25 protein-coding genes (1 of these 25 only partly in view) are annotated in these 25,607 nt (G+C 64.0%); 6 read left to right on the forward strand and 19 right to left on the reverse strand.

The annotated features are described in order from the left end of the window. Positions 1–90, forward strand: partial view of a M23 family metallopeptidase gene (locus tag FJW03_RS20140; RefSeq protein WP_181168870.1) — the 3' end only. Its footprint begins 1,881 nt before the window's first position; 90 of the gene's 1,971 nt are visible here — the last part of the coding sequence; its start codon lies off the left edge, out of view; it ends in the stop codon at positions 88–90. 12 nt (positions 91–102) lie between these two features. On the opposite strand, the gene FJW03_RS20145 is transcribed toward FJW03_RS20140, so the two are convergent. Beyond that, on the reverse strand, positions 103–1,662 hold the full coding sequence (locus FJW03_RS20145) for an MFS transporter (protein WP_140764299.1): 1,560 nt from the start codon (positions 1,660–1,662) through the stop codon (positions 103–105). Between the two features lie 151 nt (positions 1,663–1,813). On the opposite strand from FJW03_RS20145, the gene FJW03_RS20150 reads away from it, so the two are divergent. Next, positions 1,814–2,446, forward strand: coding sequence for a TMEM175 family protein (locus FJW03_RS20150; protein WP_140764301.1), 633 nt, complete (start codon positions 1,814–1,816; stop codon positions 2,444–2,446). On the opposite strand, the gene FJW03_RS20155 is transcribed toward FJW03_RS20150, so the two are convergent. The 8 genes from FJW03_RS20155 to FJW03_RS20190 form a co-directional block, all read right to left on the reverse strand. Beyond that, positions 2,420–3,946 carry a L,D-transpeptidase family protein gene (locus tag FJW03_RS20155; protein WP_140610568.1) on the reverse strand — a complete coding sequence of 509 codons (1,527 nt, stop codon included), beginning with the start codon at positions 3,944–3,946 and terminating at the stop codon, positions 2,420–2,422. The two genes, FJW03_RS20150 and FJW03_RS20155, sit on opposite strands and share 27 nt — an antisense overlap. Positions 3,947–4,203: 257 nt before the next feature. After that, the gene (locus FJW03_RS20160; protein ID WP_140610567.1) at positions 4,204–4,569 is read right to left on the reverse strand and encodes an MmcQ/YjbR family DNA-binding protein; all 366 of its coding nucleotides are present in this window, start codon (positions 4,567–4,569) and stop codon (positions 4,204–4,206) included. Positions 4,570–4,711: 142 nt separating this feature from the next. Beyond that, positions 4,712–7,318 (reverse strand): ATP-dependent chaperone ClpB, encoded by a 2,607-nt coding sequence (gene clpB, locus FJW03_RS20165; RefSeq protein WP_140610566.1) that lies wholly within the window; start codon positions 7,316–7,318, stop codon positions 4,712–4,714. Positions 7,319–7,539: 221 nt separating this feature from the next. Further along, positions 7,540–8,499 carry a DUF4167 domain-containing protein gene (locus FJW03_RS20170; RefSeq protein WP_140691831.1) on the reverse strand — a complete coding sequence of 320 codons (960 nt, stop codon included), beginning with the start codon at positions 8,497–8,499 and terminating at the stop codon, positions 7,540–7,542. Between the two features lie 302 nt (positions 8,500–8,801). Next, positions 8,802–9,680 carry a peptide chain release factor N(5)-glutamine methyltransferase gene (gene prmC / locus FJW03_RS20175; protein ID WP_140764303.1) on the reverse strand — a complete coding sequence of 293 codons (879 nt, stop codon included), beginning with the start codon at positions 9,678–9,680 and terminating at the stop codon, positions 8,802–8,804. Next, positions 9,673–10,752, reverse strand: a complete 1,080-nt coding sequence (gene prfA, locus FJW03_RS20180; protein ID WP_140610563.1) for a peptide chain release factor 1 — start codon at positions 10,750–10,752, stop codon at positions 9,673–9,675. The genes prmC and prfA overlap by 8 nt, the downstream gene beginning before the upstream one ends. A gap of 8 nt (positions 10,753–10,760) precedes the next feature. Beyond that, positions 10,761–13,031 (reverse strand): phosphoenolpyruvate--protein phosphotransferase, encoded by a 2,271-nt coding sequence (gene ptsP / locus FJW03_RS20185; RefSeq protein WP_140764306.1) that lies wholly within the window; start codon positions 13,029–13,031, stop codon positions 10,761–10,763. Positions 13,032–13,109: 78 nt separating this feature from the next. Beyond that, entirely contained in the window at positions 13,110–14,366 is a 1,257-nt protein-coding gene (locus tag FJW03_RS20190) for an aspartate kinase (RefSeq protein ID WP_140610561.1), read from the reverse strand. A gap of 262 nt (positions 14,367–14,628) precedes the next feature. Between FJW03_RS20190 and FJW03_RS20195 the strand changes: the two genes are divergently transcribed. Together FJW03_RS20195 and ubiG are read left to right on the forward strand one after the other, a co-directional pair. Continuing rightward, positions 14,629–16,467, forward strand: a complete 1,839-nt coding sequence (locus tag FJW03_RS20195) for a CHASE3 domain-containing protein (protein ID WP_140764310.1) — start codon at positions 14,629–14,631, stop codon at positions 16,465–16,467. A 183-nt stretch (positions 16,468–16,650) separates the two neighbouring features. Next, entirely contained in the window at positions 16,651–17,400 is a 750-nt protein-coding gene (ubiG, locus tag FJW03_RS20200) for a bifunctional 2-polyprenyl-6-hydroxyphenol methylase/3-demethylubiquinol 3-O-methyltransferase UbiG (RefSeq protein ID WP_140610559.1), read from the forward strand. A 70-nt stretch (positions 17,401–17,470) separates the two neighbouring features. Here the strand turns inward: ubiG and FJW03_RS20205 are convergent, their stop codons facing one another. After that, entirely contained in the window at positions 17,471–18,385 is a 915-nt protein-coding gene (locus FJW03_RS20205; RefSeq protein WP_140764313.1) for a DMT family transporter, read from the reverse strand. Positions 18,386–18,485: 100 nt separating this feature from the next. Between FJW03_RS20205 and FJW03_RS20210 the strand changes: the two genes are divergently transcribed. Further along, a complete protein-coding gene (locus tag FJW03_RS20210; protein ID WP_140610557.1) occupies positions 18,486–18,971 on the forward strand; it encodes a MarR family winged helix-turn-helix transcriptional regulator in 486 nt (161 codons plus the stop codon). Between the two features lie 4 nt (positions 18,972–18,975). Here FJW03_RS20210 and FJW03_RS20215 read toward each other — a convergent pair whose 3' ends face one another. Genes FJW03_RS20215 through FJW03_RS20230 form a run of 4 tightly spaced genes read right to left on the reverse strand, consistent with a single transcriptional unit; the run spans position 18,976 to position 21,370 of the window. After that, on the reverse strand, positions 18,976–19,401 hold the full coding sequence (locus FJW03_RS20215; RefSeq protein WP_140764316.1) for a DUF1178 family protein: 426 nt from the start codon (positions 19,399–19,401) through the stop codon (positions 18,976–18,978). Next, the gene (locus tag FJW03_RS20220; protein WP_140764318.1) at positions 19,398–20,264 is read right to left on the reverse strand and encodes a carbon-nitrogen hydrolase family protein; all 867 of its coding nucleotides are present in this window, start codon (positions 20,262–20,264) and stop codon (positions 19,398–19,400) included. Before FJW03_RS20220 ends, FJW03_RS20215 begins: the two co-directional genes overlap by 4 nt. Before the next feature lie 10 nt (positions 20,265–20,274). Further along, positions 20,275–20,544: a glutaredoxin 3 gene (gene grxC, locus FJW03_RS20225; protein ID WP_140691806.1), complete on the reverse strand. Its 270-nt coding sequence runs from the start codon at positions 20,542–20,544 to the stop codon at positions 20,275–20,277. A gap of 25 nt (positions 20,545–20,569) precedes the next feature. Then, positions 20,570–21,370, reverse strand: coding sequence for a ComF family protein (locus FJW03_RS20230; protein ID WP_140764521.1), 801 nt, complete (start codon positions 21,368–21,370; stop codon positions 20,570–20,572). Between the two features lie 70 nt (positions 21,371–21,440). Between FJW03_RS20230 and FJW03_RS20235 the strand changes: the two genes are divergently transcribed. Continuing rightward, positions 21,441–22,313: a methyltransferase domain-containing protein gene (locus FJW03_RS20235; protein ID WP_140764321.1), complete on the forward strand. Its 873-nt coding sequence runs from the start codon at positions 21,441–21,443 to the stop codon at positions 22,311–22,313. A gap of 26 nt (positions 22,314–22,339) precedes the next feature. Here FJW03_RS20235 and FJW03_RS20240 read toward each other — a convergent pair whose 3' ends face one another. The 5 genes from FJW03_RS20240 to argJ form a co-directional block, all read right to left on the reverse strand. Continuing rightward, positions 22,340–22,519, reverse strand: a complete 180-nt coding sequence (locus tag FJW03_RS20240; protein WP_140691801.1) for a Flp family type IVb pilin — start codon at positions 22,517–22,519, stop codon at positions 22,340–22,342. A gap of 110 nt (positions 22,520–22,629) precedes the next feature. Further along, positions 22,630–22,944 carry a hypothetical protein gene (locus FJW03_RS20245; RefSeq protein WP_140691799.1) on the reverse strand — a complete coding sequence of 105 codons (315 nt, stop codon included), beginning with the start codon at positions 22,942–22,944 and terminating at the stop codon, positions 22,630–22,632. Positions 22,945–23,071: 127 nt separating this feature from the next. Continuing rightward, positions 23,072–23,494, reverse strand: coding sequence for a (deoxy)nucleoside triphosphate pyrophosphohydrolase (locus FJW03_RS20250; RefSeq protein ID WP_140691797.1), 423 nt, complete (start codon positions 23,492–23,494; stop codon positions 23,072–23,074). Continuing rightward, a complete protein-coding gene (locus FJW03_RS20255; protein WP_140764324.1) occupies positions 23,487–24,239 on the reverse strand; it encodes a GNAT family N-acetyltransferase in 753 nt (250 codons plus the stop codon). The genes FJW03_RS20250 and FJW03_RS20255 overlap by 8 nt, the downstream gene beginning before the upstream one ends. Positions 24,240–24,268: 29 nt before the next feature. Then, positions 24,269–25,510 carry a bifunctional glutamate N-acetyltransferase/amino-acid acetyltransferase ArgJ gene (gene argJ / locus FJW03_RS20260; protein ID WP_140764327.1) on the reverse strand — a complete coding sequence of 414 codons (1,242 nt, stop codon included), beginning with the start codon at positions 25,508–25,510 and terminating at the stop codon, positions 24,269–24,271. Positions 25,511–25,607: the final 97 nt, after the last annotated feature.

A 25,607-nucleotide genomic window follows, 5' to 3' on the forward strand; every position in this document is an offset into this window, starting at 1 on the left:
TTCAAGCGCGAGCGCGAGCGCATCGACGATCTCTTGAAGCAGGAAGATGGCAATTCGCTGAAGGTTGCCAGCGCCAAGATCGAAGGCTGAGCCCTTCGCCTTTCAGTCCTGCTCGGTTTCTGCGCGCCGCGACCACGGCAGCGCTTCGCCGGGAATCGTTGTCCATGCGATGGCGGCTGAAAGCAGGCAAAGCAGCGCCGTCACCGAGGAGACAGCCGAAAAGGCTGCGTCGCTGGCGGCAAGCCTTGCCGCATCGAGCGCCGGCGCCAAGCCGGCCGGTGCCAGTTCACCGAAGCCAGGCACGCTTGAAATCGCATTCCCATCCAGTGCCTTGGCATAGACCCAGGCCGCCAGCGACCCCATCGCCGCCACCGCGATCAGGCCGCCAATGCGCGAGACGGCATTGTTGATGCCGGAAGCGGCCCCCGTGTCCTTGTCTTCCACCGCCGTCATGATCGCGGTCGAGAGCGGCGATACGACCAGCGCCATGCCGAGCCCCATCAGCGCCATCAGTGGAAATGTTCCGGTCCAGAAATGGTGGATGCCGGCATGGGTGAGCAAGGCAAGTCCGGCGAAGGCGAAGGCCACGACCAGACTGCCGCAGGCGATCGGGAAACGCGGTCCGATCCGGTCCGACAATTGCCCGACCGGTCCCGACAGAAGCGCGATCGATGCCGACAGCGGCAGGAAGATGAAGCCAACTTCGGCCGTGCTCAGACCCCAGCCGGCGATCATGAGCATCGGCAGGTAGAAAAGATTGGCCGACAGCGCGAAATAGAGGAAGAAGGTCGCCACATTGGCGCCAGCGAAAGCGCCGATGCGAAACAGGCTGAGGTCGATCATCGGCTCGCGTTGCCGCTGCTCGAACAGGATGAAGACGGCAAGCAGCACAGCGCCGGCGGCAATGCTCGGTCCCGCCATGTGGCCCCCGCCGCTGGCGCTCATCGAGGTCAGCCCATAGGCGAGCGCGCCGAAGGCCAGTGTCGCAAGCCCGCCGCCGCCCAGATCAAGGCTGCGTTTCTCAGTCGGCTCATCGGCCGGAATTTTGGCAAGCAGGAGATAGATCGAGATCAGGCCAAGCGGCAGGTTGACGGCGAAAATCGCCCGCCAGATGCCACCGCCGAAAGCCGAGAGCACCAGGCCGCCGAGTACTGGGCCGAGCGCGGTGGTCAGCGCGGAGGCCGCCGCCCAGATGCCGATCGCGCGGCCCCGCTCTTTTTTCGGATAGGCCTTGGCGATGATGGCGAGGCTGCCCGGCACCATGATCGCCGCGCCAATACCCTGGAGGGCGCGAAACGCGATCAGCACGATCGCGTTCGGCGCCAGCGCACAGGCAAGCGAGGCCGCGACGAACAGCGCAATGCCGGCCACGAAGGCGCGGCGCAGCCCGAACCGGTCGCCGGCGGCTCCGCCGGCAAGGATCAGCGCCGAGAGCGTCAACGCATAGGCATTGGAAATCCACTGTGCCGCGGCAAGGCTGGCACCGAGATCGACGCGGATCGCCGGCATGGCGATGGCCAGGATCGAGCCGTCGATGAAGCCGAGCGCCGAAGCCAGGATCGCCGCAACCAGCACGTATCGCCGCAGCGAAGGCGGACAGAAAGTTCCGTTCGTGACCGGATTGGTCAGCGGGATTGCGGAGGCTTTATCTGGTGAATGCATGACACATTGCTTAGACCGTCGGTGTTTCGGCAACAACCGGCCAGCGGCTCGCAGTCACTGAGCCCAGCCAACTGGGCAGGGTCGCGCCGCACCGGATGCAAACGGCGGCAGTCATGCTAAGTTCCGGAGAGCCGCAAGCGGGGAGAAATCTATGAAGCGTCCACTCGAAGCATCAGCGGAGGGACGCGGCCGCATTGTCGGCATCACCGACGGCGTCTTCGCCATCGCGCTCACCCTGATCGTACTCGAGATCAGGGTGCCGGCGCATGAGACGATCCATTCCGAGCATGAACTGCTCGCTGCGATCGCGGCATTGGCGCCGCGCTTTCTGACCTATGCCTTGAGTTTCCTGACGCTGACGATCTTCTGGTTCGGCCAGCAGGCCCAGCATGGGCTGATCGCCAAGTCCGACAGGCGGCTTGCCACGCTGAACCTCTGCTTTCTCGCCTTTGTCGCCTTGCTGCCGTTCTCGACCGACCTTCTGGCGGACTTCCTCGAATTCAGGACCGCGGTGCTGGTCTACTGGCTCAACCTGTTGATGCTCGGCGTCACGCTGTTCGCCAGCTGGCATTACGCGGAGAAGAACGGCTTTGTCGCGGAAGACGTCGACGCTGAAGCGAAGCGCACGGTCTATCTGCGTATCGTCAAGGCGCAGATCCTGTGGGCAATCGGTGCCGCACTCTGCCTGGTCACCCCATTGCTCAGCGTCGGCTTCATTCTGGTGGTGCAGCTGATCTATGCCGCCGCGCTGCGCGGCTCATTGCTGCGCAAAGTCATCGGCTGAAGATCCCCCGACGAATTCCACGGTGACGCCTGGCGACACCAACTTGGCGAGCTCGCGCGCGTCCCAGTTCGTCAGGCGCACACAGCCATGGCTTTCGGTCTTGCCGATCTTCGATGGGTCCGGCGTGCCGTGGATGCCGTAGGTCGGTTTGTCCAAGGCGATCCAGACCGACCCGACAGGTCCGTTGGGGCCTGGCGGAATGGTGAGAATCTTGTCGTTCTGGCCCTGCTTGAAATTGATGTTCGGGTTATAGGTGTAGTTCGGGTCGAGCGCGACACGCGACACCGCGTGTATCCCGGTGGGCGACGGCGTGTCGGCCGAGCCGATGGTCGCGGGATAGGCTGCGACCAGCTTGCCGTCCGCATCGTAGGCGTACACTTCCTTCTTGGCTTTGTCGGCGACGATACGCGCGACCGGCGTTGACACCAGCTTGCCGAAATTGGCGACCTTGATGATCGTCCCGGGGCGATTGAAGTCGAGGCCCTTGTTGATCGACTTCAGATAGGTCTCATCCATGTGGAAGCGCTCGGCGAGTGCCTCGGTGACGGAGGTGTAGCCCATGCGGTCGAGCTTGGCCTTCTGGCTGTAGTCCTCCGGGATCGAGGCTACATAGGGGCCAGCCGCGTCTTCGGGGGTGATCGTGTAGGAAGCGAAAGCGTCGCCGCCGGTCTGGGCAAGGGCCGCCTGGATGCCGACCGCGTCGGTCGATTTCAGATTGCTACCGGTGATCTGGTTGTAGGCGGCCAAGGCCTTGTCGACGTTAGAGCCGAAGCGCCCGTCGATCACCCCCGGCGAAGCGCCGCCGCGGTCGAGCAGCACCTGCAGCGCCGCCACGTCCTGCCGCGCGCCGAGCGACAGCGACGGATCGATGGTGGCCTTGCCGCCAGTGTCCGGCGGCAGGGACGTCTGCGTTTCCGGATTGGCCGGCTGCAGTTCGGGCTGGCCCGGCTGGGCCGGTTCTATCGAGGCCTCATTGAGGGGCTGGCGTTTGATGGTCTGCGGTTTTGCCGGCTGCGGCGCCTCGGGATAAGTGTTGTCGTAGCTGCCGTCATCCTGCTGCGAAGGCGGATAGGCCTCAACCGAATTGTCGCCATAGGGGTCGGCCTCGTCCGCCGGCGGGGGGATGACCCGGCCTTCTTCTTCCAACTGCTTGCGGCGGAACCGCGCCATGTCTTGCGGATCGTCGAGATAGTAGCGGTCATCGTCGGCTGGGGCACGGCCCAACTCGCGCAGTCTTGTATCGCGGCGCAGCGCGCGCCGGTCGAGTCTCGTCTGCGGCGGCTGGATGGCGATCACCTTGCCCGTATCGGCGTCAACGATGACGCGATTACCCCTGGCGTCGTAGTAAATATCGAGATTGCCGTCCTGGGCGACAAGGATGCCACCGTCGCTGGCGGTGCGGCTAACCCTGGGTGCATTGTCTTGCGTCGGCGCTGCGAGCGCGCCGCAAGAAAGCATCCCGGCTGCGAGGGCCGAAAAGACGAAGATCGTGCGGAACATGGTGGCCAAAACTCTCCGGTCCGTAGATTGCCGTCGCCCGGCGTTGTCCCTGTGAGGCGAACCCCTTCGCCAGCAAACCAGCTATCCACAATATGGTTCCAACATGAACCGGGCATGAAGATGGCGGTTTTCCGGCACCTCTGGGAATATCAGCTAATGCATGTCGCCCAAAAGTGACCTCGGTTTTGGGACAACGACATGCATCAAAACAAAGAACCTAAAGGGCGTCGCATGACTCCGTTTTCACGAGACGCGCTTTAGCCTGCGCCAAGCCCCAACTCCTTGCGCGCCTGCTTCGTCAGCTTGAGCGCAACAAGGCGGTGGCTCTCGCGCAGATAGTCCTGCAACGCGTCATCATCCATGCTCTGGCTTGTCTGACGCTGGATCCATTTCATGCCGCGCGAGGCAAGATACGGCGCGGGCCGCAAGCCCGGCTGTTCCTTCAGCACGTCATAGGCAATGTCGGAGCATTTGAAGGTGACGAAGAGCTGCGCGCCTTCGTTCCAGCCACCAATGGCAAAGACCTTGGTCCCGACCTTCCAGACATGGGCGCCACCCCACTGCACGACATGGTTCGTGGCAGGCAGAGAGGCGCAGAAGTCGTTGTAGTCATCCAGCGTCATCCGCGTCCCATGCTTGCTATGAAAAACGCCTCGCGCCCAAACTGGGCGCGCGGCACTCCGAAGCGCGACGCGCTTCAGATCTTTTGTTTTTAATGCATGTCATTGTCCCAAAACCAAGGCCGGTTTAGGCGACACGCATCGGTCAGGCCGCCGCCTCGGTCGCGACAACAGTCGGCTTCGAGCGGAAATTCAGCCGGTCGGAACCGGCGGTCACCTTCACCGTCGAGCCATCGAGGATCTCGCCGAGCAGGATCTTCTCCGCCAGCGGGTCCTGCAGTTCCTTCTGCATCACCCGCTTCAGCGGCCTGGCGCCATAGGCCGGATCGTAGCCCTTGGCCGCAAGCCACTCGATCGCCTCGTGATCCAGCGACAGCGCGATCTTGCGATCGACAAGCAGGTTCTCCAGCCGTTTGAGCTGGATCTCGACGATGCGGTCCATGTCCTGACGGCGCAGCCGATGGAACAGGATCACCTCGTCGACGCGGTTGAGGAATTCCGGCCGGAAATGCGCCCTCACCACGCCCATCACCTCGTCGCGTACGGCGTCGACATCCTGGTCTTCGCCGAGATTGACCAGATATTCGGCGCCGAGATTCGACGTCATGATGATCAGCGTGTTGCGGAAGTCGACGGTGCGGCCCTGGCCATCGGTCAGCCGGCCGTCGTCGAGCACCTGCAGCAGCACGTTGAACACATCCGGGTGCGCCTTCTCGATCTCGTCGAAGAGCACGACCTGATAGGGCCGGCGCCGCACCGCCTCGGTCAGCGCGCCGCCTTCCTCATAGCCGACATAGCCGGGAGGCGCGCCGATCAGCCGGGCGACCGAGTGCTTTTCCATGAATTCCGACATGTCGATGCGCACCAGGGCGCTCTCATCGTCGAACAGGAAGCTGGCCAATGCTTTGGTCAGTTCGGTCTTGCCGACGCCCGTCGGTCCGAGGAACATGAACGAGCCGATCGGCCGATTCGGATCCTGCAGGCCGGCACGGGCACGCCGCACCGCCTTGGAAACGGCCTGCACCGCCTCGCCCTGGCCGACGACGCGCTTGCCGATCTCGTCTTCCATGCGCAGCAGCTTGTCGCGCTCGCCTTGCAGCATCTTGTCAACGGGAATGCCGGTCCAGCGCGACACGATATGGGCGACGTGGTCGGGGGTGACCACTTCCTCGACCATGCCGGCCTTGCCGTCCTGGGCCTCAGCCTCCTTCAGCTTCTTTTCCAGTTCCGGAATCTTGCCATAGGCAAGCTCGCCTGCGCGCTGGAATTCACCCTTGCGCTGGGCAATGGCCAGTTCGTTGCGCGCCTCGTCGAGCTGCTTCTTCAGGTCGGCGGCAAGCCCGAGCTTCTGCTTCTCGGCCTGCCATTTGGCGGTAATCTCGGTCGATTCCTCCTCGAGACCGGCGAGTTCCTTTTCCAGGCGGGCAAGCCGATCCTTCGAGGCCTCGTCCTTCTCGACCTTCAGCGCCTCGCGCTCGATCTTGAGCTGCATGATGCGGCGGTCGATCTCGTCCAGCGCCTCGGGCTTGGAATCGACCTGCATCCTGAGCCGCGAGGCAGCCTCGTCGACCAGGTCGATCGCCTTGTCCGGCAGGAAACGATCGGCGATGTAGCGGTTGGACAGCGTCGCCGCCGCCACCAGCGCCGAGTCGGAGATGCGCACCTTGTGGTGCTGCTCGTATTTTTCCTTCAGACCGCGCAGGATCGAGACGGTGTCCTCCACCGTCGGCTCGTCGACAAAGACGGGCTGAAAACGGCGGGCCAGCGCCGGGTCCTTCTCGACGTGTTTTCTGTATTCATCGAGCGTGGTCGCGCCGACGCAGTGCAGTTCACCGCGCGCCAGGGCCGGCTTCAGGAGGTTGGACGCATCCATCGCGCCATCCGCCTTGCCGGCACCGACCAGCGTGTGCATCTCGTCGATGAACAGGATGATGCTGCCGTTGGCCGAAGTGACTTCCGAGAGCACGGCCTTCAGCCGCTCCTCGAACTCGCCGCGATATTTGGCGCCAGCGATCAGCGCGCCCATGTCGAGCGCCATCAACTGCTTGTCCTTCAGCGATTCCGGCACGTCGCCATTGACGATGCGCAGCGCCAGGCCTTCGGCGATGGCCGTCTTGCCGACGCCGGGCTCGCCGATCAGCACCGGATTGTTCTTGGTGCGGCGCGACAGCACCTGAATGGTGCGGCGGATTTCGTCATCACGGCCGATGACCGGATCGAGCTTGCCGGCACGGGCATCGGCTGTGAGGTCACGCGCGTATTTCTTCAGCGCATCATAGCCCTGCTCGGCGCTCGCCGAATCGGCGGTGCGGCCCTTGCGGAGATCGTTGATGACCTGGTTCAGCGCCTGCGCGGTGACGCCGGCCTTGGCCAGGATTTCGGCTGATTTGGCCGATTTTTCCATGGCAAGCGCCTGCAGCAGCCGCTCGACGGTGACGAAGCTGTCGCCGGCCTTCTTGGCCAGTTCCTCGGCGGTCGAGAACACCTTGGCCAGAGGCTGCGCCAGATAGAGCTGGCCATTACCGCCTTCCACCTTCGGCATCGCCTCAAGTGCCGCCTCGACACCGAGCTTGACGTCGCGGACATTGCCGCCGGCGCGCTCGATCAGCGATGCGGCTAGGCCCTCATCATCGTCGACGAGTACCTTCAAGATGTGTTCGGGGGTGAATTGCTGGTGATTGCGGGAGAGCGCCATGGTTTGCGCGGACTGGATAAAGCCGCGCACGCGCTCGGAGTATTTCTCAAGATTCATATCTGTCTCCTTCCGTCACCGACCCGCTTTGCGGCACCGGATCAGATTGCGGTGACGGACCCGCCCATTCGAGCCGGATCCTGTTCAGCCGAGATATGGTGCATAGGCCATGCTGTCTCAAGACGCCTTGATGTCGGTCAACGCATAATATTCCACAGGCGCAAAAAACGAAAACGGCGGAGATTTCTCCCCGCCGTTCAACGTCTTCAAGTGCTGCTCGATCAGTTGTCGATGTCTGAGATCACGGGCTCTGCGCTGCCGCCCTCGGCAGGGGCCGCGGCCACCTCGCCGGCATCCGCATTGCGGCCGCCGCCGTCTGCCTGGTCGGCAGTGGCGCGCGGGCGGCGCGGTCGCCGCGGGCGGCGGGCAGCGCCGCTCTCGGCCGCCGCCTCATTGAGCTCGGCCTGGGCGGCCAGACCGGCTGGCGAAAAATTCTCGAACAGCGGAGCCGGTTCGGTCGCCGCGACGGTTTCGGCCGGCGAAGCGGACTCTGCCTGCACCTCAGCCTGTCCCGGGGCCTCGTTGCGCTGCTGCTGGCCGCCTTGCTCGGCGGACGAAGCATAATCGCGCTGGCCGTTCTGGCCATAGCCGCCATTGGGGCGGCGATCGCGATGGCGGCCGCCATGGTTGCGTCCACTATTGTCACGGCCAGCATTGTCACGATTGTCGCGGCCGCTTTCCCGGTTGAGCGCGACCTCGGCCGGCATACCTTCGATCACTGGCTGCGGACCGGCGCCATGGTTGATCACCGGAACTTGCGGATCGGAAATGGTGTTGCCGCCGCTGCTTGCTCCGCTGTTGCCGGCCCCGACGTTGCCCGCATTGTCGAACTCGTCGCGGTCCTCGTCGCCATCATCGTCGAAGTCGTCGCGGTTCTGCTGGACGTTCTGGATCGGCATCTGCGCTTGCGCGGCGGCAATGATTCGATTGTAGTGTTCGGCGTGCTGGAGATAGTTCTCCGCCATGACCCGGTCGCCGGAGCTTTGCGCATCACGGGCAAGGGTGGCATATTTTTCGGCGATCTGCTGAGCCGATCCACGGATCTTCACGTCCGGGCCGTTGCTCTCGTAATTGCGCGTCAGCGGATTCGGGCCTTTGCGGTTGTTGTTATTGTTGTTGCCACCGCCGCCGCCATTGTTGTTGCGACCGCGCATGCGCCTGTTCTGCTGTTGTGGCCTCATTCGACTCTCTTCATCTTGAAATTTTCGAAAACTCGTTACGAACGGAGGCGCTCATGCAGCCAGCCGTTTCGTTTCTTCACCGGCGTTCGCCCGCATCGATTGCGTTGGCGCCACGTGCCATCCTGTTCCGGTTACATCACTTGCCGGACGATTCCCGCACGAAGCTTGGGCGTCGTTTGCGCAAGAAGGCAGCTATTTCCAAGGAAACCGAATCGCTAAGAGCACTGCCTGCTTCGTCTCATCCGGTTGAGGCGACCCTAGCCGCATTCCCCGGCATTGCCAAGCGGTTTTTTCGCACTGCGTCAAGGCTTTCCCCGTTGAAAGACAAGAACCCTGTCGTTTCCGCCGAGATCGCCGAACACCTCACCGGCGGCATAGCCGGCTACGCTAAACATGTCGTTGACCTCGTTGCGTTGCGTGTGGCCGATCTCGACCGCTATCACGCCTTCGGCTTCCAGAAATCTTGCCGCCTCGGCGGCGATGATCCTGTAGGGGGTAAGCCCATCCGCACCGCCGTCAAGTGCCAGGCGCGGATCGAAATCGCGAACTTCGTTCTGCAGATTTCCAATATCCTCCGACCGTATATAGGGAGGGTTTGCGGCAATTACATGGTATCGGCCGGAAACTTTTTCGAACCAGTCCGACTGCAGTGCCGTGAACCGGCCGCCGAGCCCCAATTGCCCGGCATTGCGGGTCGCTGTCGCCAGCGCGCCTGCGGAAATGTCGACGCCGATGGCGGTCGCGGCCGGCACCGTGCTCAGCAGCGCCAGGGCGATCGCGCCCGTCCCGGTGCCGAGGTCGAGGATGCGGCATGTGCCCTCCCGTGCGGCCGTTGCCTTGACGAAGGGCAGCACCGCCTCCACCAGCGTCTCGGTGTCCGGCCGCGGCTCCAGCGTTTCCGACGATAGCGATAGGCGCAGACCGTAGAATTCACGATAGCCGAGGATGCGATGCACCGGTTCGCCACCGGTTCGCCGTTTCAGCGCGGCCTCGATTTCGGCGATGGCGCCCCCGTCGACCTTGCGCCCGGGTTCGGCAATGGCCTGTGTACGCGTCGTGCCGGAATAATGTTCGACGATCAGCCGCGCATCGAGCGCCGGATCGTCGATCATGGCCGCCGCAAGCCTGGCCCGCGCCTCCCGCAGCAGCGGCCCCAGTGCCTCGGGCAGAGGGTCAGCCATCGAGGCCTATATCGGCCAGCAGCTTTGACTGGTGATCGGCGATCAGTGCGTCGACGATTTCATCGAGTTCGCCCATCATCACCCGGTCGAGCTTGTAGAGCGTCAGATTGATGCGGTGGTCGGTGACGCGGCCTTGCGGAAAATTGTAGGTGCGGATGCGCTCGGAGCGATCACCGGAGCCGACCTGCGACTTGCGCGATTCGGAACGCTCCTCGTCAGCCTTGCCGCGCTCCAAATCATAGAGCCTGGCCCGCAGGATCTGCATGGCCTTCGCCCGGTTCTGGTGCTGCGACTTCTCCGCCTGCACCACCATGATGCCAGTCGGCAAATGCGTGATGCGGACCGCCGAATCGGTGGTGTTGACGTGCTGCCCGCCGGAACCCGAGGCTCGCATCGTGTCGATACGGATGTCCTCGGCGCGGATCTCGATGTCGACCTCTTCCGCTTCCGGCAGCACGGCAACGGTGGCGGCCGAAGTGTGGATGCGGCCGCCAGCCTCGGTTGCCGGCACGCGCTGCACGCGATGCACACCGGATTCGAACTTCAGATGGGCAAACACGCCCTTGCCGGACACGGTGGCGATGATTTCCTTGAAACCGCCGGCATCGCCGTCGCTGGCCGACACTGTTTCGAACCGCCAGCCGCGTTCGGCGGCATAGCGCTCATACATGCGAAACAGGTCGCCCGCGAAGAGTGCCGCCTCGTCACCGCCGGTGCCGGCGCGAATTTCAAGGATCGCGTTCTTGTCGTCGGCGGCATCCTTGGGCAGGAGCAGGATCTGGATGTCCTTCTGCAGTCCTTCGATACGCTCCTCGACGCCGGGCAGGTCGGCTTCGGCGAGAGCCCGCATCTCGGCGTCGGTGCCTTTGTCGGCGAGCATCGCTTCGAGGTCGGCCTGCTCGTGCTCGGCCGAGCGCAGCGCCCGAACCTTGGCCACCATGTCCTGAAGCTCGGCATATTCCGACGCCATCTTCACATAGGCATCCGGCGCCGGGCCGGCCGACATCTGCGCTTCGAGCATCTCGAAACGCTTGACGACTTGATCCATGCGGTCGCGGGGCAGGTTGATCATGACAAATGCTACAGCGGAATGGAGCGGTCGTCGGCAAAGGCCTGCAGCAACGCCCGCATTGGCAGCCCCTGCGCCGGCGCCATCAGATTATCGTCGAAGAAGGCTTTCAGCTCGTCCAAGGGCAGTTCCGTCAACATGGCTTTGACCGGGCCGATCGAGGCCGGCGACATCGAGATCGAGCGGAACCCGAGGCCGATCAGCGCCATTGCCGAGATCGGCTTGCCGGCGAGTTCGCCGCACAGCGTCACGGGCGTGTGGTTGCGAGCGCCGGCGTCGGCGATCTGCTTGAGCACACGCAGGAACGGCGCCGACAGCGTATCGAAGCGGTTCGCCAGTTGCGTGTTGCCACGGTCGACCGCCATGACGAACTGGAACAGATCGTTCGAACCGACCGAGACGAAGTCGACGGCTTTCATCAATTCGTCGAGCTGGAACAGGAGCGACGGCACTTCCAGCATGGCGCCCAGCTTGAGGCTGGTCGGGAGGTGGTGGGCGAAGCGCGAGAGATGCCGCACCTCGCGGTCGATGATCTCGCGCGCCTGGGCGATCTCGCCAAGCTCGGTCACCATCGGCAGCATCAGCTTGAGTTCACGCCCACCGCTGGCCTTGAGCAGGGCGCGGATCTGGGTCCTAAGCAGACCCGGACGGTCGAGCGTCAGCCTAATCGCCCGCCAGCCGAGCGCCGGGTTCTCTTCCTGGATGGTGCCCTTGAAGTAGGGCAGCACCTTGTCGCCGCCGATATCGATGGTGCGGAAAGTTACCGGCTTGCCGCGCGCGGCCTCGAGCACGTCGCGATAGAGTTTCTCCTGCGCTTCGGCGCGCGGAAAGGTCGAGGCGACCATGAACTGCAATTCGGTGCGGAACAGGCCGATGCCGGCCGCGCCCGCCTCGGCCAGCTGCGGCAGGTCGACGGCAAGCCCGGCATTCATCAGCAGGTCGACCTGGACGCCATCCCTGGTCATCGACGGCTTCTTGCGCAGCTCGCGGTAGACTTCCTGCCGGCGTGCCCTGAACCGCACCTTTTCGGCATAGGCTGCCTCGAGATCGGACTGCGGCCGCAGATGGATCGCGCCTTCCTCGCCGTCCACGATGATGGCATCGCCGTTTTCCGCCATGGAAACGGCGCCCTTCATCTGGCCGGCGACCGGAATGCCCATGGCGCGCGCGACGATGACGACGTGGCTGGTGGCCGCGCCATCCTCGAGCACCAGTCCACGCAATTTGTCCCGGGGATAGTCGAGCAGTTCGGCGGCGCCCATGGAGCGCGCGACGATGATGGCATCCTTCGGCAGCGATGCCGCGACATCCTCCGGCCCGCGTCCCATCAGCTGCCGCAGCAGCCGGTTGGCGAGATCGTCGAAATCGCTCATCCGCTCGCGCAGATAGGGATCGGTCATGTGCAGCATGCGGGCGCGCATGTCGCTCTGCACCTTTTCCACCGCCGCTTCCGCCGTCAGGCCGTTGCGGATCGCCTCTTCCAGGCGCCGCACCCAGCCACGGTCGTTGGCGAACATGCGGTAGGCTTCCAGCACCTGGCGATGCTCGCCCTCGAAAGCGACGTCGCGGCGCTCCAGCATGTCGTCGATGGAGAGCCGCAGCGAGCCGAGCGAGCTTTCCAGCCGCCGGACCTCTTCCTCGCTGTCCTCGTTGAACAGGTTGGTGACGACGATGCGCGGCTCGTGCAGCACGACATGGCCAAGCCCGACGCCATCGTTGAAGGACAGGCCGGTGAAGCTCACCGGGCGGCGCAGGTCGAGTTCGAGACCTGGCCGGGTCAGCCGCGCCAGATCACCGGTGGCGATCATCTCGGCGATCACCATGGCGGTCGTTTCCAGCGCCTCGACCTCGTCGTCGCGGTAGTGGCGCATGGTCTTGTTCTGGACAACCAGGACGCCCAGCGTGCGCCCTGCCCGCAGCACCGGCACACCAAGGAAGGAGTTGTAGATCTCTTCCCCGGTCTCCGGCAGGTAGGCGAAGGCCGGGTGCTCCTGCGCGTTGGAAAGGTTGAGCGGCCGCGCGCTGGCGGCGATCGTGCCAACCAGGCCCTGCCCTAGCCTCAGTTGCGCCAGGTGGACGGCGTTGGGGTTCAGACCTTCGGTGGCATAGAGCTCGAGCACCGAATCGGCGCGCAGCACATAGAGCGAGCACACTTCGGCGACCATGTTGGAGGCGATATCGCGCACGATCCGGTCAAGCCGCTCCTGCGGCTCCAGCGGCTCTTGCATGAGCTCGCGGAGCCGTTTCAGCAGAACGCGCGGGCCAACGGCCGTCTCACGCATCGCGGCTTCTTCTCCAATGAAACACTTGCCGGCGCAGTTTCCGCCGCTGCCGGCACGCGCGCAACAACTGATTCAGTCTTACAACTGCTTATCCAGACCGTAGACGGAATGCAAAGTGCGAACAGCAAGTTCCGTGTACGGACCGTCGATCAGTATCGAAATCTTGATCTCGGAGGTGGTGATGGCGCGAATGTTGATCGCCTTGTCCGCCAGCGCCTTGAAGGCGGTGGCCGCGACGCCGGCGTGGCTCCTCATGCCGATGCCGATGACCGACACCTTCGACATGCCGGCTTCCGACTGCACGACATCGTAGCCGACCTCGGCTTTCATCCGATCGAGCACGGCAAGCGCCTTGTCGACGTCTCCGGACGGCACCGTGAAAGTCATGTCGGTGAACTTGCCGTCCTCGGAAATGTTCTGGACGATCATGTCGACATTGATGTTGGCCTCGGCCAGCGGCCCGAAGATGCCGGCGGCAACGCCGGGGCGGTCGCCGACGCGGCGCAGCGAAATCTGGGCCTCGTCCTTAGCGTAGGCAATTCCGGTGACGACCTGCTGTTCCACGATCTCTTCCTCGTCGCAAATGAGCGTTCCCGGAGGATTGAGCAAATCCCCCATTCCGGGCGCGTCGGGATCGTCGAAGGACGACCGCACGAAGGTACGCACCCTGTGCACCATGGCAAGTTCGACCGAACGCACCTGCAGCACCTTGGCGCCGAGCGAGGCCATTTCGAGCATTTCCTCGAACGATATCTTGCCCAGCCGCCGCGCCTTGGGCTCGATGCGCGGATCGGTGGTGTAGACCCCGTCGACATCGGTGTAGATGTCGCAGCGATCGGCCTTGACCGCCGCGGCTATGGCCACTGCACTGGTATCGGAACCGCCGCGGCCAAGCGTGGCGATGCGGTTGTCCGGCCCGATACCCTGGAAACCGGCGATGACAGCAACCTGGCCCTCGCCGAAACGCTTGACCAAGAACGCGCCGTCGATGTCGAGGATGCGCGCCGCGCCATGCGCGTTGTCGGTTTTGATCGGGATCTGCCAGCCCTGCCAGGACCGCGCATGGATGCCCATGTTCTGCAGCGTGATCGCCAAAAGTCCGGCGGTGACCTGCTCGCCGGAAGCGACAACGGCATCGTATTCGCGTGCGTCGTGCATCGGCGAGGCCTCGCGCGTCCAGGCGACAAGTTCATTGGTCTTGCCGGCCATTGCCGAAACCACCACCGCCACCTCATGGCCGGCGTCGACCTCGCGTTTGACGTGACGCGCCACATTGCGGATGCGGGCGATGTCGGCGACGGAGGTTCCGCCGAATTTCATCACGATGCGCGCCATGGAAGCGAATTGCCTTTGACTGAAGCCGGACCCCAACTCAGAAAGCGGAATCCCGAAAAGCGGAAAGACACGTCCGGCTGCGCCGGCCGCTGAATGCGCGGCCTCCTTAGCCAAATGCTTTCGGTTTCGCAAGGCTGGACGCGGATTGCCGGCTTCAAGAAGACGGCATATTGCCTTGCAGGCTGCCGCCGCTTACCAAATGCTGCCCGCGGGAATTCCTTTTGGTTCGGCAGAACAGATGATTGCTCGTCTTCGACGTGCCATGCGATGGCAAACGTTTCCGATTGTCACCGGTTTCGCGGTGCTGGCGCTGATCGTCGGCTCCCGCGCCATGCTCGTCGAAAGCCAGAGGGCCAATCGTGCCGCCGCGCGCGCCACAATTGAGTATCAGCAATTGCTCTCCGGCCTGCTTTCGCTGGCGCAGGACGCCGAGAGCGGTCGGCGCGGCTATCTCTTGACCGGCGAGAGAGCCTATCTCGAACCCTACCGGAAGGCGGTCGATGCAATTCCGGGGCAGCTCTCCCGCATCGACGCCATGGCGGCTTCGGACAGCCCTTTCGTCCAGCAGATCAGTCATATCAAGGACGCGCTTTCGCGACAGCAGGCTGAACTGGCCGAAACCATCGCCCTGTACGACAAGGGCGACGCGGCCGGAGCGCTGCAAAGGTTCCGCAGCGGCCAGGGCAAGTCCGCCATGGACGAAATCCGGACCAACATGGATATGATCCGGCGCATCGACGCCGCCGACATCGCTGCGCGCGACGAGCACACGGACCGGGTCGAGGCGTGGCTGCGCATCGGTTCGCTGGCGGCGCTCACCGCGATCTTCCTGCTCGGCGCCTACACCATTCGCGAATCCCGCCGCCGCTTCCGCGAGGTCGCCACCGCTCAGGAAGAGCTCATGCGCAAGAACATCGAACTTGGCAACGAGATCCAGACGCGTGAAAAGGCCGAATCCCAAATACGCCAGATGCAGAAGATGGAGGCCGTGGGGCAGCTGACCGGCGGCATCGCCCATGATTTCAACAACATGCTGGCGGTGATCCTCAGTGCCATGAACCTTGCCCAGCGCAAGCTGAAGCGAGGCGAGAACGACATCGAGAAATTCATCGAGGCCGCGACGGATGCGGCCAGCCGCGCCGCCAACTTGACCTCGCGGCTGCTTGCCTTCTCCCGTCTGCAGCCGCTGGCGCCGCAGGTCGTCGATACCAACCGGCTGGTGACTGGCATGTCCGACCTCCTGCGCCGGGCTCTGGGCGAGGGCATACGCATCGAAACGGTGCTGGCGGGTGGCCTGTGGAAAACTCACGCCGATCCCAGCCAGATCGAGAACGCGATCCTCAACCTGGCCGTCAACGCCCGCGATGCCATGGATAATGACGGCAAGTTGACCATAGAGACCGCCAACAGCTACCTCGACGAGGCCTATGCCTCGACGCATGCCGAAGTCGCTCCGGGCCAATATGTGATGATCGCGGTGACCGACACCGGTGCCGGCATGTCACCGGAGGTCATTGCCAAGGCCTTCGAACCCTTCTTCACCACCAAGCCAGTCAACAAAGGCACGGGACTGGGGCTGAGCCAGGTGTTCGGCTTCGTCAAACAGTCAGGCGGCCACGTCAATATCTACTCCGAACCGGGCGAAGGCACGACGATCAAGATCTACCTGCCACGGTTCTTCGGCCCCGAGGAGCCGGCCGCGCCCGCTGAGCGTGGCAAGAGCGTCTCCAAGGTCACCGAGACAATCCTCGTGGTCGAGGATGACGCCCGCGTGCGAGCCGCCACAACGGACACCATGCGCGAACTCGGCTACACTGTCATCCAGGCCGGAAGCGGCCCGGAGGCTCTTCAGAAGCTGGCCGCGACGCCTGGCATCGCCCTGCTTTTCACGGATATCGTCATGCCGGTGATGAACGGTCGCAAGCTTGCCGAGGAAGCGGTCGCGCAACAGCCCGGGCTGAAAGTCATCTTCACCACCGGCTTCACCAGGAATGCCGTCGTCCACAACGGTGTGCTCGACCATGACGTGCATTTCCTGGCCAAGCCGTTCACCATCGAGCAACTGGCCGCGAAGCTGCGCGACGTGCTGGACACGAAGTAGGCGGGCCCTGAAGCAGGGAGAAAATGTTGCCTTGACATTCGAGGCCTCACGCCCGACTTCCTAGCGCATGACCCCGAAATCGACTTCGGTTTCGGAAAAGGATCATGCGCAGAATCAAAGTGCTACAGCGTCCTTTGCGCATCCGAAGGACGCGCGGCGCTGTAGTGTCGAGGAGACCAACCGATGCCAGAGCCCCGACGATCGACGATCGATGCCGGAGAAGTGGAACGCTTTTCCGCCCTTGCCGCCGAATGGTGGAACCCGAACGGCAAGTTTCGTCCGCTGCACAAATTCAATCCGGTCCGGCTGTCCTATATCCGCGACCAGATCGCGGCGCGCTTCGGCCGTGACCCGCGCGCGGCACGGCCGTTCGAAGGCCTGCGCATCCTCGACATCGGCTGCGGCGGCGGCCTTTTGTGCGAGCCGATGGCGCGGCTTGGCGCCGAAGTGGTGGGAGCGGATGCCTCGGAAACGAACATCGAAGTGGCAAAACTGCATGCCGCCGAAGGCAATGTGAGCGTCGACTATCGCGCCACGACGGCCGAGGACCTCGCCGACGCCGGCGAGACATTCGACGTCATCCTGAACATGGAAGTGGTTGAGCATGTCGCCGACATCGACCTGTTCGTCGCCAAATGCGGGCAGATGGTCCGGCCCGGCGGCATCATGTTCGTGGCCACCATCAACCGTACGCTGAAGGCGCTGGGGCTGGCCATCATCGGCGCTGAGTACGTGCTGCGCTGGCTGCCACGCGGCACCCACCAATTCGGCAAGCTGGTGCGCCCGGAAGAACTGGAAAAGGCGCTTGGCGGCGCCGGCCTGACTGTCATCGACCGCACCGGCGTCACCTACAACCCGCTTGCCGACCGCTGGTCGCGATCGAAGGACATGGACGTCAACTACATGGTGCTGGCGGAAAAGGGATCGGTCTGATCCTGTCTCTCGATTCGGCATCGAGCGGACGGGAGCCGCCTCGCCAGTATGGCGGCAAGGGTGAAGACGTTTAGGCGGCCTGGCCCTGCGCTCTCATGCTGGTCTGGCTCTGCGCCCTGGTGGTGATGAACACGCCGGCGGTGATGATGACGGCGCCGGCCCAGGTCAGCAGCTGGTAGTGCTCGCCAAGGAAGACCGTGCCGGCAAACAGCCCGACCGCGGCCGCCACATAGCCGATCTGGCTGAGATAGACCGGGCCGCCGACGGCCTGTAGCCGGAAGAAGAAGGCGAACATCGCCGATGCGGATGCGACTTGCGCGACGACCACCAGCGGCACACCGCCGAGCGGGGCGAAAGCCCTGAAGCCGAACAGAGCGAGAATGCCGGCGAGCAATAGCGTCGCCGACGCCAGATGGCTGCCGACGGCAAGCTCGATCGGGCCGGTGCCTTCCGGCCAGTCGACGGTGCGGTAGATGTTGCCGGCGGCGAGGCTGATCGGAATGAGCAGCCCGACGGCCACCCAGAAATAGTCGGCCGGCTGGCCGGCCTCGCCGCGCGTAAGAGCCACCATCACCGCACCGATGAAGCCGACGGCAATGCCTGATATGCCGAGCATATTGGGGCGCCGGACACCGAGCAGGATCGAGAACACCAGCGTGACGACGGGCGAAAGCGTGAACATGATGCCCGTATAGCCGGCGCCGAGATGCGGGAGGGCTGAAAACATCAGGAGATTGGGAAACGCGTAGGACACCGCCGCAGTGACGAAGAAATAGCGCAGCTTGTGCGCCGTCAGCCGGATCTTTTGCCTGCTGAGCAGCAATGCGCACAAAAGCACGCCGCCGGCGCCGAGCGAAATGATGAAGGCCCAGACCATGGCCGGCACGCCGGCCGCCGTGGCGAGCTTGCCGAAGGGCAATGTCAGGCCAAGCAGGCCGCCGGTGACCACCAGCAGGCCGAGCGCCGAATCCCAGAGAAATTTCATCGGACGGTCCCGTCGTTGATGGCAGCGCTTGGCCGCCGGGATATCTTGCGATAAGATAATGAAAAGATTCTTAGTGTCAAGATATTTGATGGTGAGATATATGGATAGAGCAGCGAAGGCCATCGAACAGTGGCGGCGGGAACGGCCGGATCTCGACGTGTCGCCGATGGGTGTGATCGGCCGGCTGAACGAGGCGTCCTCGCTGATCGCGCGTGACCGCCTTGCGCCGGTTTTTGCCCGCTTCGGACTCCAATCGGGGGAATTTGATGTGCTCGCGACGCTGCGCCGCTCCGGCCAGCCTTATACGCTGACCCCAACCGAACTCTATGAGGCGACGATGGTGACCTCCGGTGCCATGACCGCCCGGCTCGACCGGCTGGAGAAGGCCGGACTGATCCAGCGCGCGCCGCACCCCAGCGACCGGCGCGGGGTTGTTGTTCAATTGACTGAAAAAGGTCTCGCGCTGATCGACGAGGCTGTCACCGCCCATGTGGCCAATGAACACGAGATTCTTTCGGGCCTGACGAAGGCCGAGCAGGAGACGCTTTCGAGCCTGCTCGAGAAGCTGATCGGCAACGTGAGTTGATCATTCAGTTGCGATCGTCCGGAAATACCGGGATCGGCATGAAATCGACGCCGTCCTCGGCCAGGCTCTTGGCCTCTTCCAGCGTCGCTTCACCATAGATGCCGCGCGGGTCCGTCTCGCCAAAGTGGATTTTTCGCGCTTCCTCGGCGAACTTGTCGCCGACATAGTCGGCATTCTCGCGCACCTTCTCGGCCATCGCCTTCAGTTGCGCCATGGCCTGCTTCTGCGCCTCGCCCATGGCCAGCGCAATGGTTTCCTGCTTGCGGGCGGTCGAGACGGCGGGCGCCATCAGGGCCTTCTGCACCTTGTGCGAGCCGCAGCTGGGACAATCGACAAAACCGCGCTTCTTCTGCGTATCGAAATCGTCATTGCCGCGAAACCAGCCCTCGAACTCGTGCTCGTTTTCGCAGATGAGGGAAAAGCGGATCAAGAGGCGGCACCCCTGAGACGCGGCGCCTCCACCGTGCCGGCGTTGATGGTGAAATCCCGCGCATTTCTGAGGTTCGGAATCTTCTTGCGCGCCGCAAGCGACTGCGCCGGATCGATCTCGGCAATGATTACCGCCGGCTCGTCATGCGCGGCTTCGGCGATGATACGGCCCCACGGATCGACGATCAATGAATGACCGTAGGTCTCGCGGCCGTCCTCATGCAGGCCGCCTTGCGCGGCGGCGACGACATAGGCGCCATTCTCGATGGCGCGGGCCCTCAGCAGCACGTGCCAGTGTGCCTCGCCCGTCTGACGGGTAAAGGCCGCGGGCACGGTCAAAAGGTCGGCGCCCGCCATCGCCTCGGCACGGAACAGCTGCGGGAACCGCAGATCGTAGCAGACCGCGAAGCCAAGCTTCGCGCCCGCGATCTCGGTCACGACGGCCTCGGTGCCTGGTTCATAGGCGGCGGATTCGCGCCAGCTCTCGCCATTGTCGAGATCGACGTCGAACATGTGGATCTTGTCATAGGTGGCAAGCGTGGTGCCGTCCGGGCCAAACAACAGCGCCCGGTTGGCGAGCTTGCCGTCGGCGCGCAGGATGGCGGTCGAGCCGATATGCAGGCAGACGCCGAGTTCGCGCGCCAGTCCGCGCGCGGTCGCAACGACGATGTCTTTGTCCTCGGAGGTAAACGAGGCGGCACGCGCTTCCTTGTCGCGGATCAGCGCCCCGGTCATTTCAGGTGTCTGGATGTAGGTGGCACCTTGCGCCGCCGCTTCACGCACCAACCGTTCGAGATCGATCGCATTGCGCTCTGGACTTTCGCCTGAGCGCATCTGGATCGCCGCGGCCTTGAAAACATCCATGATCATACCCTCAAATCGTCGTGCCGTTAGCGAGCAGTTTGTCCAGCCGGCCTTCGGCCTCCAGATCATGGAGGTCGTCGCAGCCGCCGACATGCCTGTCGCCGATGAAAATCTGCGGAAAGGTCGTACGCCCATGAGCACGCGAAATCATCTCTTGGCGCAGTTCCGGCGAAAACGAGGCGTCATGCTCGGTATAGGCGACACCCTTGCGCTCCAGCAGCCGCTTGGCTGCCGTGCAATAGCCGCACATCATGCGGGTGTAGATGGTGACATCGGCCATGACGTTTCCGTTCTCTGTTGCCGACTTATATAGTCACGGACTCGTCCGCCCGGAAGTCCCCCGGCAACACGCGGGCAAACGTCAGCACGTCGACGGCGGCCGCACCTCCTCTTTTCAGCGCCTTGGTGGCGGCACGCACCGTGGCGCCCGTGGTGTAGACATCATCGATTAGAAGCACCCTGCGGCCGGCAATCTCGATTTCCGCTTCCGCCGGCACATGAAACGCGGCCCGCACATTCTCCTCGCGTTCCTGTCGCTCCAGCCCGACCTGCTGGCGGGTGAGTTTCACGCGCCGCATGGCCGAGGGCGCGAAGGACAGCCCGCTGAGTTCGCAAACCGCGCGCCCCAATTCCGCCGACTGGTTGAAACGCCGCCTGAAAAAGCGCCGCCAGTGTAGCGGCACCGGAACCACCACATCGGCCTCGGCAATGAGATCGGCGCCCGCGCGCACCATCCAGCGCGCCATCCAGGGCGCGAGATCGGTACGGTCCTGGTATTTCAGCCCTTGCACCATCTGACGAGCCACGCCCGAATAGGCGACGGCCGCCCGTGCTCGCTCGAAGGGCGGTGGATCGGCGATCGCCTCGGCCGACAGAAAGCCCTCGCCCATATGGTGGATGAATGGCGTACCCATCACCGGGCACCAGGGTCGTTCCAGCAGCCTGAGCTTCGGCCAGCAGGCGCCGCACAGTACGCCGGGCTGCGAGACATGCCGGCGACAGCCGGCGCAGACAGGCGGAAACAGGATGCGCGACGGCCAACCGAGAGCCGATCGGGCCAGGCTCCTGATGTCGATGGACTTGATCTTGGACATCGGATCGGCCACCTGCATGCCATTATACCAACTAGATCAGTGCCCAACCATATCAGGGCAGGGACAAACAAGGATCCGCCCCTTGCAGCCTATAATGGATACCTCACTATGGCTGGCGCACAAGCGGCGCGCGCTTGCTCATCCTGTCGACGGCGCCGATTTCCTGATGAACCGTGCCGCCGAGGACCTTGCCGACCGGTTGGGTGCGGTCGAACGCCGGTTCGGCAAGGCGGCGGTGCTGTTTTGCCAGACGCAGGCGGCAGCCGACGTTCTGGCCGTGAGCGGCAAGGTTGGGGACATCGTCCGCGTCGAGACAGACGCCGCCTTCCTCATCGGCAGCGCCGGCTTGATCGCACCCCTGGAGACCGTGCCGTTCGAACCGCAAAGTCTCGATCTGGCCGTGTCGCTTCTGTCCTTGCAGGCGATGAACGATATCCCCGGCATGCTGATCCAGATCCGCCGCGCGCTGCGGCCGGATGGGCTTTTCCTCGGTGCCTTTGCCGGTGCAGGTACGCTCGGCGAGCTGCGCGAAAGCCTGCTTGCGGCCGAGACCGAGCTTTACGGCGGTGCCAGCCCGCGCGTCATCCCGTTCACCGATGTGCGCGACGCCGGTGCGCTGCTGCAGCGCGCCGGTCTCGCCCTGCCGGTCGCCGACGTCGAGACGGTGACGGTGCGCTATGCCAACCTGTTTGCCCTGATGGCCGATCTGCGCGCCATGGGCGAAACCAGCGCACTGGCCGATCGCAGCCGGCGACCGGGGCTTCGCAGGCTGTTTGCCCGCGCCGCGGAAATCTACGCCGAGCGTTTTTCCGACCCCGACGGTCGGATCCGGGCAAGTTTCTCGATGGTCTGGATGTCCGGCTGGGCACCCGATGCGTCACAGCAAAAACCGCTGAAGCCTGGTTCAGCCAAGGTCTCGCTGAAGGCTGTGCTGGAAGGACCTGAAGGGCATTGATCTGTCCGCCGCGCGGACAGCCAGGGTCAAGGCGCGAAGGCGTTCGCAAGCCGGCTGGTGTTGTCGCTGAACAGCCAGGTAATCGAGTTGAAGACCTGGCCGATGCCGCCGATGATGGTCAGGGACAGCACGGTGACGATCAGGGCGTATTCGACGGCGGTGGCGCCGGTGTCGTCCTTCAGAAAACGCAGCAGCACTGTTTTCATGGCCTCGATCCCCGTTGCCAGGACCTTACCGCCGATCTGTTAAGAAAGGTTAATAGCAAAGGCTTAACAGGCGGTGAAACAGCCGCTCCCGTGAAAATGTCTTAACCATCTCAACAGTCGCCGCTGGTCTTGCCGTCCGACCCGATGATGCAGACCGAACCGGGCTCCGGCTGCAGCACGCTGCGGCGCACCGTATAGGTGCTGCGATGGCTGATCGAACCGGTGGCCGTCATGTCGAGACCGGGAAAACCGTCGCGAGCCGACTGCGAGCGCGTCTGACTGTCGAGGAAAGGCGTCGCGATCAGCGCCAGCGCCACCGCGGCCGATCCGAACAGCAACGTGACGCGCAAGATGCCCATCCCGGCATCGGCGGCACGGAAGCCGCGGTCGGGCCGGATCGAATCCCAATCCCTGTCCAGGCTCATGCTATCGCTCCCTGCGATTCGGCGGCGACCGCGACAAATACGGCCATGCATCAATTTTTCATGATGAGATAAATCTTCCATTAACGCTGGCTGACATGGACCGTGGTACCGATCAGTTCACCGATCCTCAGAGGAGATCGATGAGGAACGGAATCAGCGGCGCGTCGGCCGGCGGCATCGGGTAGTCGCGCATCTGCTTTGGCCGCACCCATTTCAGTGCCTGCCCTTCCCTGGGCTGGGCGATGCCGCGGAAGCGGCGGCAGACAAACAGCGGCATCAGGAGATGGAAGTCGTCATAGGAATGGCTGGCGAAGGTGAGCGGCGCCAGACACGGGATCTCGGTCTCGATGCCGATCTCCTCATGCAGTTCGCGGATGATGCATTGTTCCGGCGTCTCGCCGGGCTCGACCTTGCCGCCGGGAAACTCCCACAGGCCGGCAAGCTGCTTGCCTTGCGGCCGCTGCGCCAAAAGCACGCGACCGTCGGTGTCGACCAGAGCACAGGCAGCAACCAGGAGCAGGCGCTTGCCGGGATCGACCAGATCATTCATGGCCGGGCGGCCGGCGGTAGTGATAGCGATAGACTTCCTCGAAGCCGAGCGAGCGGTAGAGCGCCAGCGCCGGCGCATTGCCCGCCTCGACCTGCAGCCACGCTTCCCGCGCGCCGCGCAGCCGTGCCCATTTCAGCGCCGACAGAATCAGGTTGCGGCCGTGCCCCTTGTTGCGCGCCGACTTGTCGGTGGCGACCTCGAACAGTCCGGCGAGATCGCCATCATGCACGCAGATCAACGTCGCCAGCGGCTCCGCGTCATCCTCGAGGGCGAACAGCCCGGCCTCCGGCTGGATGGCGCCGATGATCTCCGACAGGCCAGGCCGCAGCGAAACGTCGGAGCCGCTGACCTTGAGCGACGCGCCGATGAAGCGGCTGATGTCCTTGAGCGGAATCTGATCCATGGCGGCGTCGAGATGGGCATCAGCCAGCGACAGCCGCATGACCAGCGATTCGTCGAACCGGCTCCAGCCCTCCTTGTCGAGATGGCTGGCCAGATCGGGACCCGACAGTGGCGACATGCGGAACGTCAGCGGCCGGCCATAGGCATCGAAGCGGCGGCTGGCGCGGCCGATGCGGTCTGCGATGTGCTGGGTGTCGCCGGGATCGAGCGGATTGACCGAATTCAGCCGCTTGGCCGGGTGGCCGGCGGTCAGCCGCACCACCCAGGTGCCGTCATAGTGGACGGCGGCCGCCGGCCACGCGCGAAAGCCGGCCGCTTCGTAGCGGCGCACGGTTGCGAGCATGCTTGCCGGATGGCGCGAGACCAAGGCGATCAGCTCCGGTAGTCGCCGTTGATGGCGACATATTCCTTGGTGAGATCGCAGGTCCACACCGTCGCCTTGCCGCGGCCGATGCCGATGTCGGCGCGGATGCGGATATCGGCGCGCTTCATGTAGGCCGAGGTCTTTTCTTCCGAATAGGCCGGGTCGCGCTCGCCCTCATGGGCCAGCCGGTTGTCGCCGAACCAGATCGACAGCCGGTCGCGATCGGCGGGCTCGCCGGCCTTGCCGACGGCCATGACGACGCGGCCCCAATTGGCATCCTCGCCGGCAACGGCGGTCTTGACCAGCGGCGAATTGGCGATCGACAGCGCGATCCGCTTGGCCGATCGGGCCGATTTCGCGCCGGTGACGGTGACTTCGACCTGCTTGCGCGCGCCCTCGCCGTCGCGCACCACCTGCAGCGCCAGCGACTTCAGCACCTTGCCGAGCGCCCGACGGAACGCGCCGAGCCGGGCATCCCTAGGGTCGGTGATCTCAGGCGCGCCGCGCTTCGCGGCCTTGCCGGTGGCAAAGAGCAGCAGCGTGTCGCTGGTCGACGTATCGCTGTCGACGGTCACCGCATTGAATGTCTTGGCCGTGCCACGCGACAACAGATCCTGCAGCACCGGTGCGGCGATCGGCGCGTCGGTCGCGATGAAGGAAAGCATCGTCGCCATGTCAGGCGCGATCATGCCGGCCCCCTTGGAAATGCCGTTGATGGTGACGTCGGTGTCGCCGAGCTTGACGGTCTGCGTCGCCACCTTCGGATAGGTGTCCGTGGTCATGATGGCCTTTGCCGCCTCGGTCCACAGGTCCGGCTTGCCGTCGCTGACCAGCCCGGCGAGCAGATGACTGAACTTGGTTGTGTCGAGCGGCTCGCCGATAACACCGGTCGAGGCCAGGAAAACCTCGCCCGCCGTGCAGCCGGCCGCCTTGGCCGCCGCCTCGCCGGTCAGCGCGGTGGATTCGCGGCCTTTCTTGCCGGTGAAGGCGTTGGCATTGCCGGAATTGACGACCAGCACCCGGGCCTTGCCGGCGCCAAGGTTCTGCCGGCAGAAATCGACCGGCGCCGAGGGGCATTTCGACTTCGTGAACACGCCGGCGACCGTGGTGCCCGCGTCGAAGACCATCGCCAGCAGATCGGTGCGGTTCTTGTACTTTATCCCCGCTTCGGCGGTGGCGATGCGCACCCCTTCGACGACAGGCATCTTGGGATATTTCTTCGGCGCGAGCGGTGAAATCGTGGTGGACATGGCAACCTCGGGCGGGAAAATCGCAAGGGGAAGGCCGGTTTGCCCGATACAGCGCGCCGGCGCAAGGGCGTTTTCGCCACGCCTGCGGGGCGGAAAA

The organism is Mesorhizobium sp. B4-1-4 (assembly GCF_006439395.2).
Classification (GTDB): Bacteria; Pseudomonadota; Alphaproteobacteria; order Rhizobiales; family Rhizobiaceae; genus Mesorhizobium.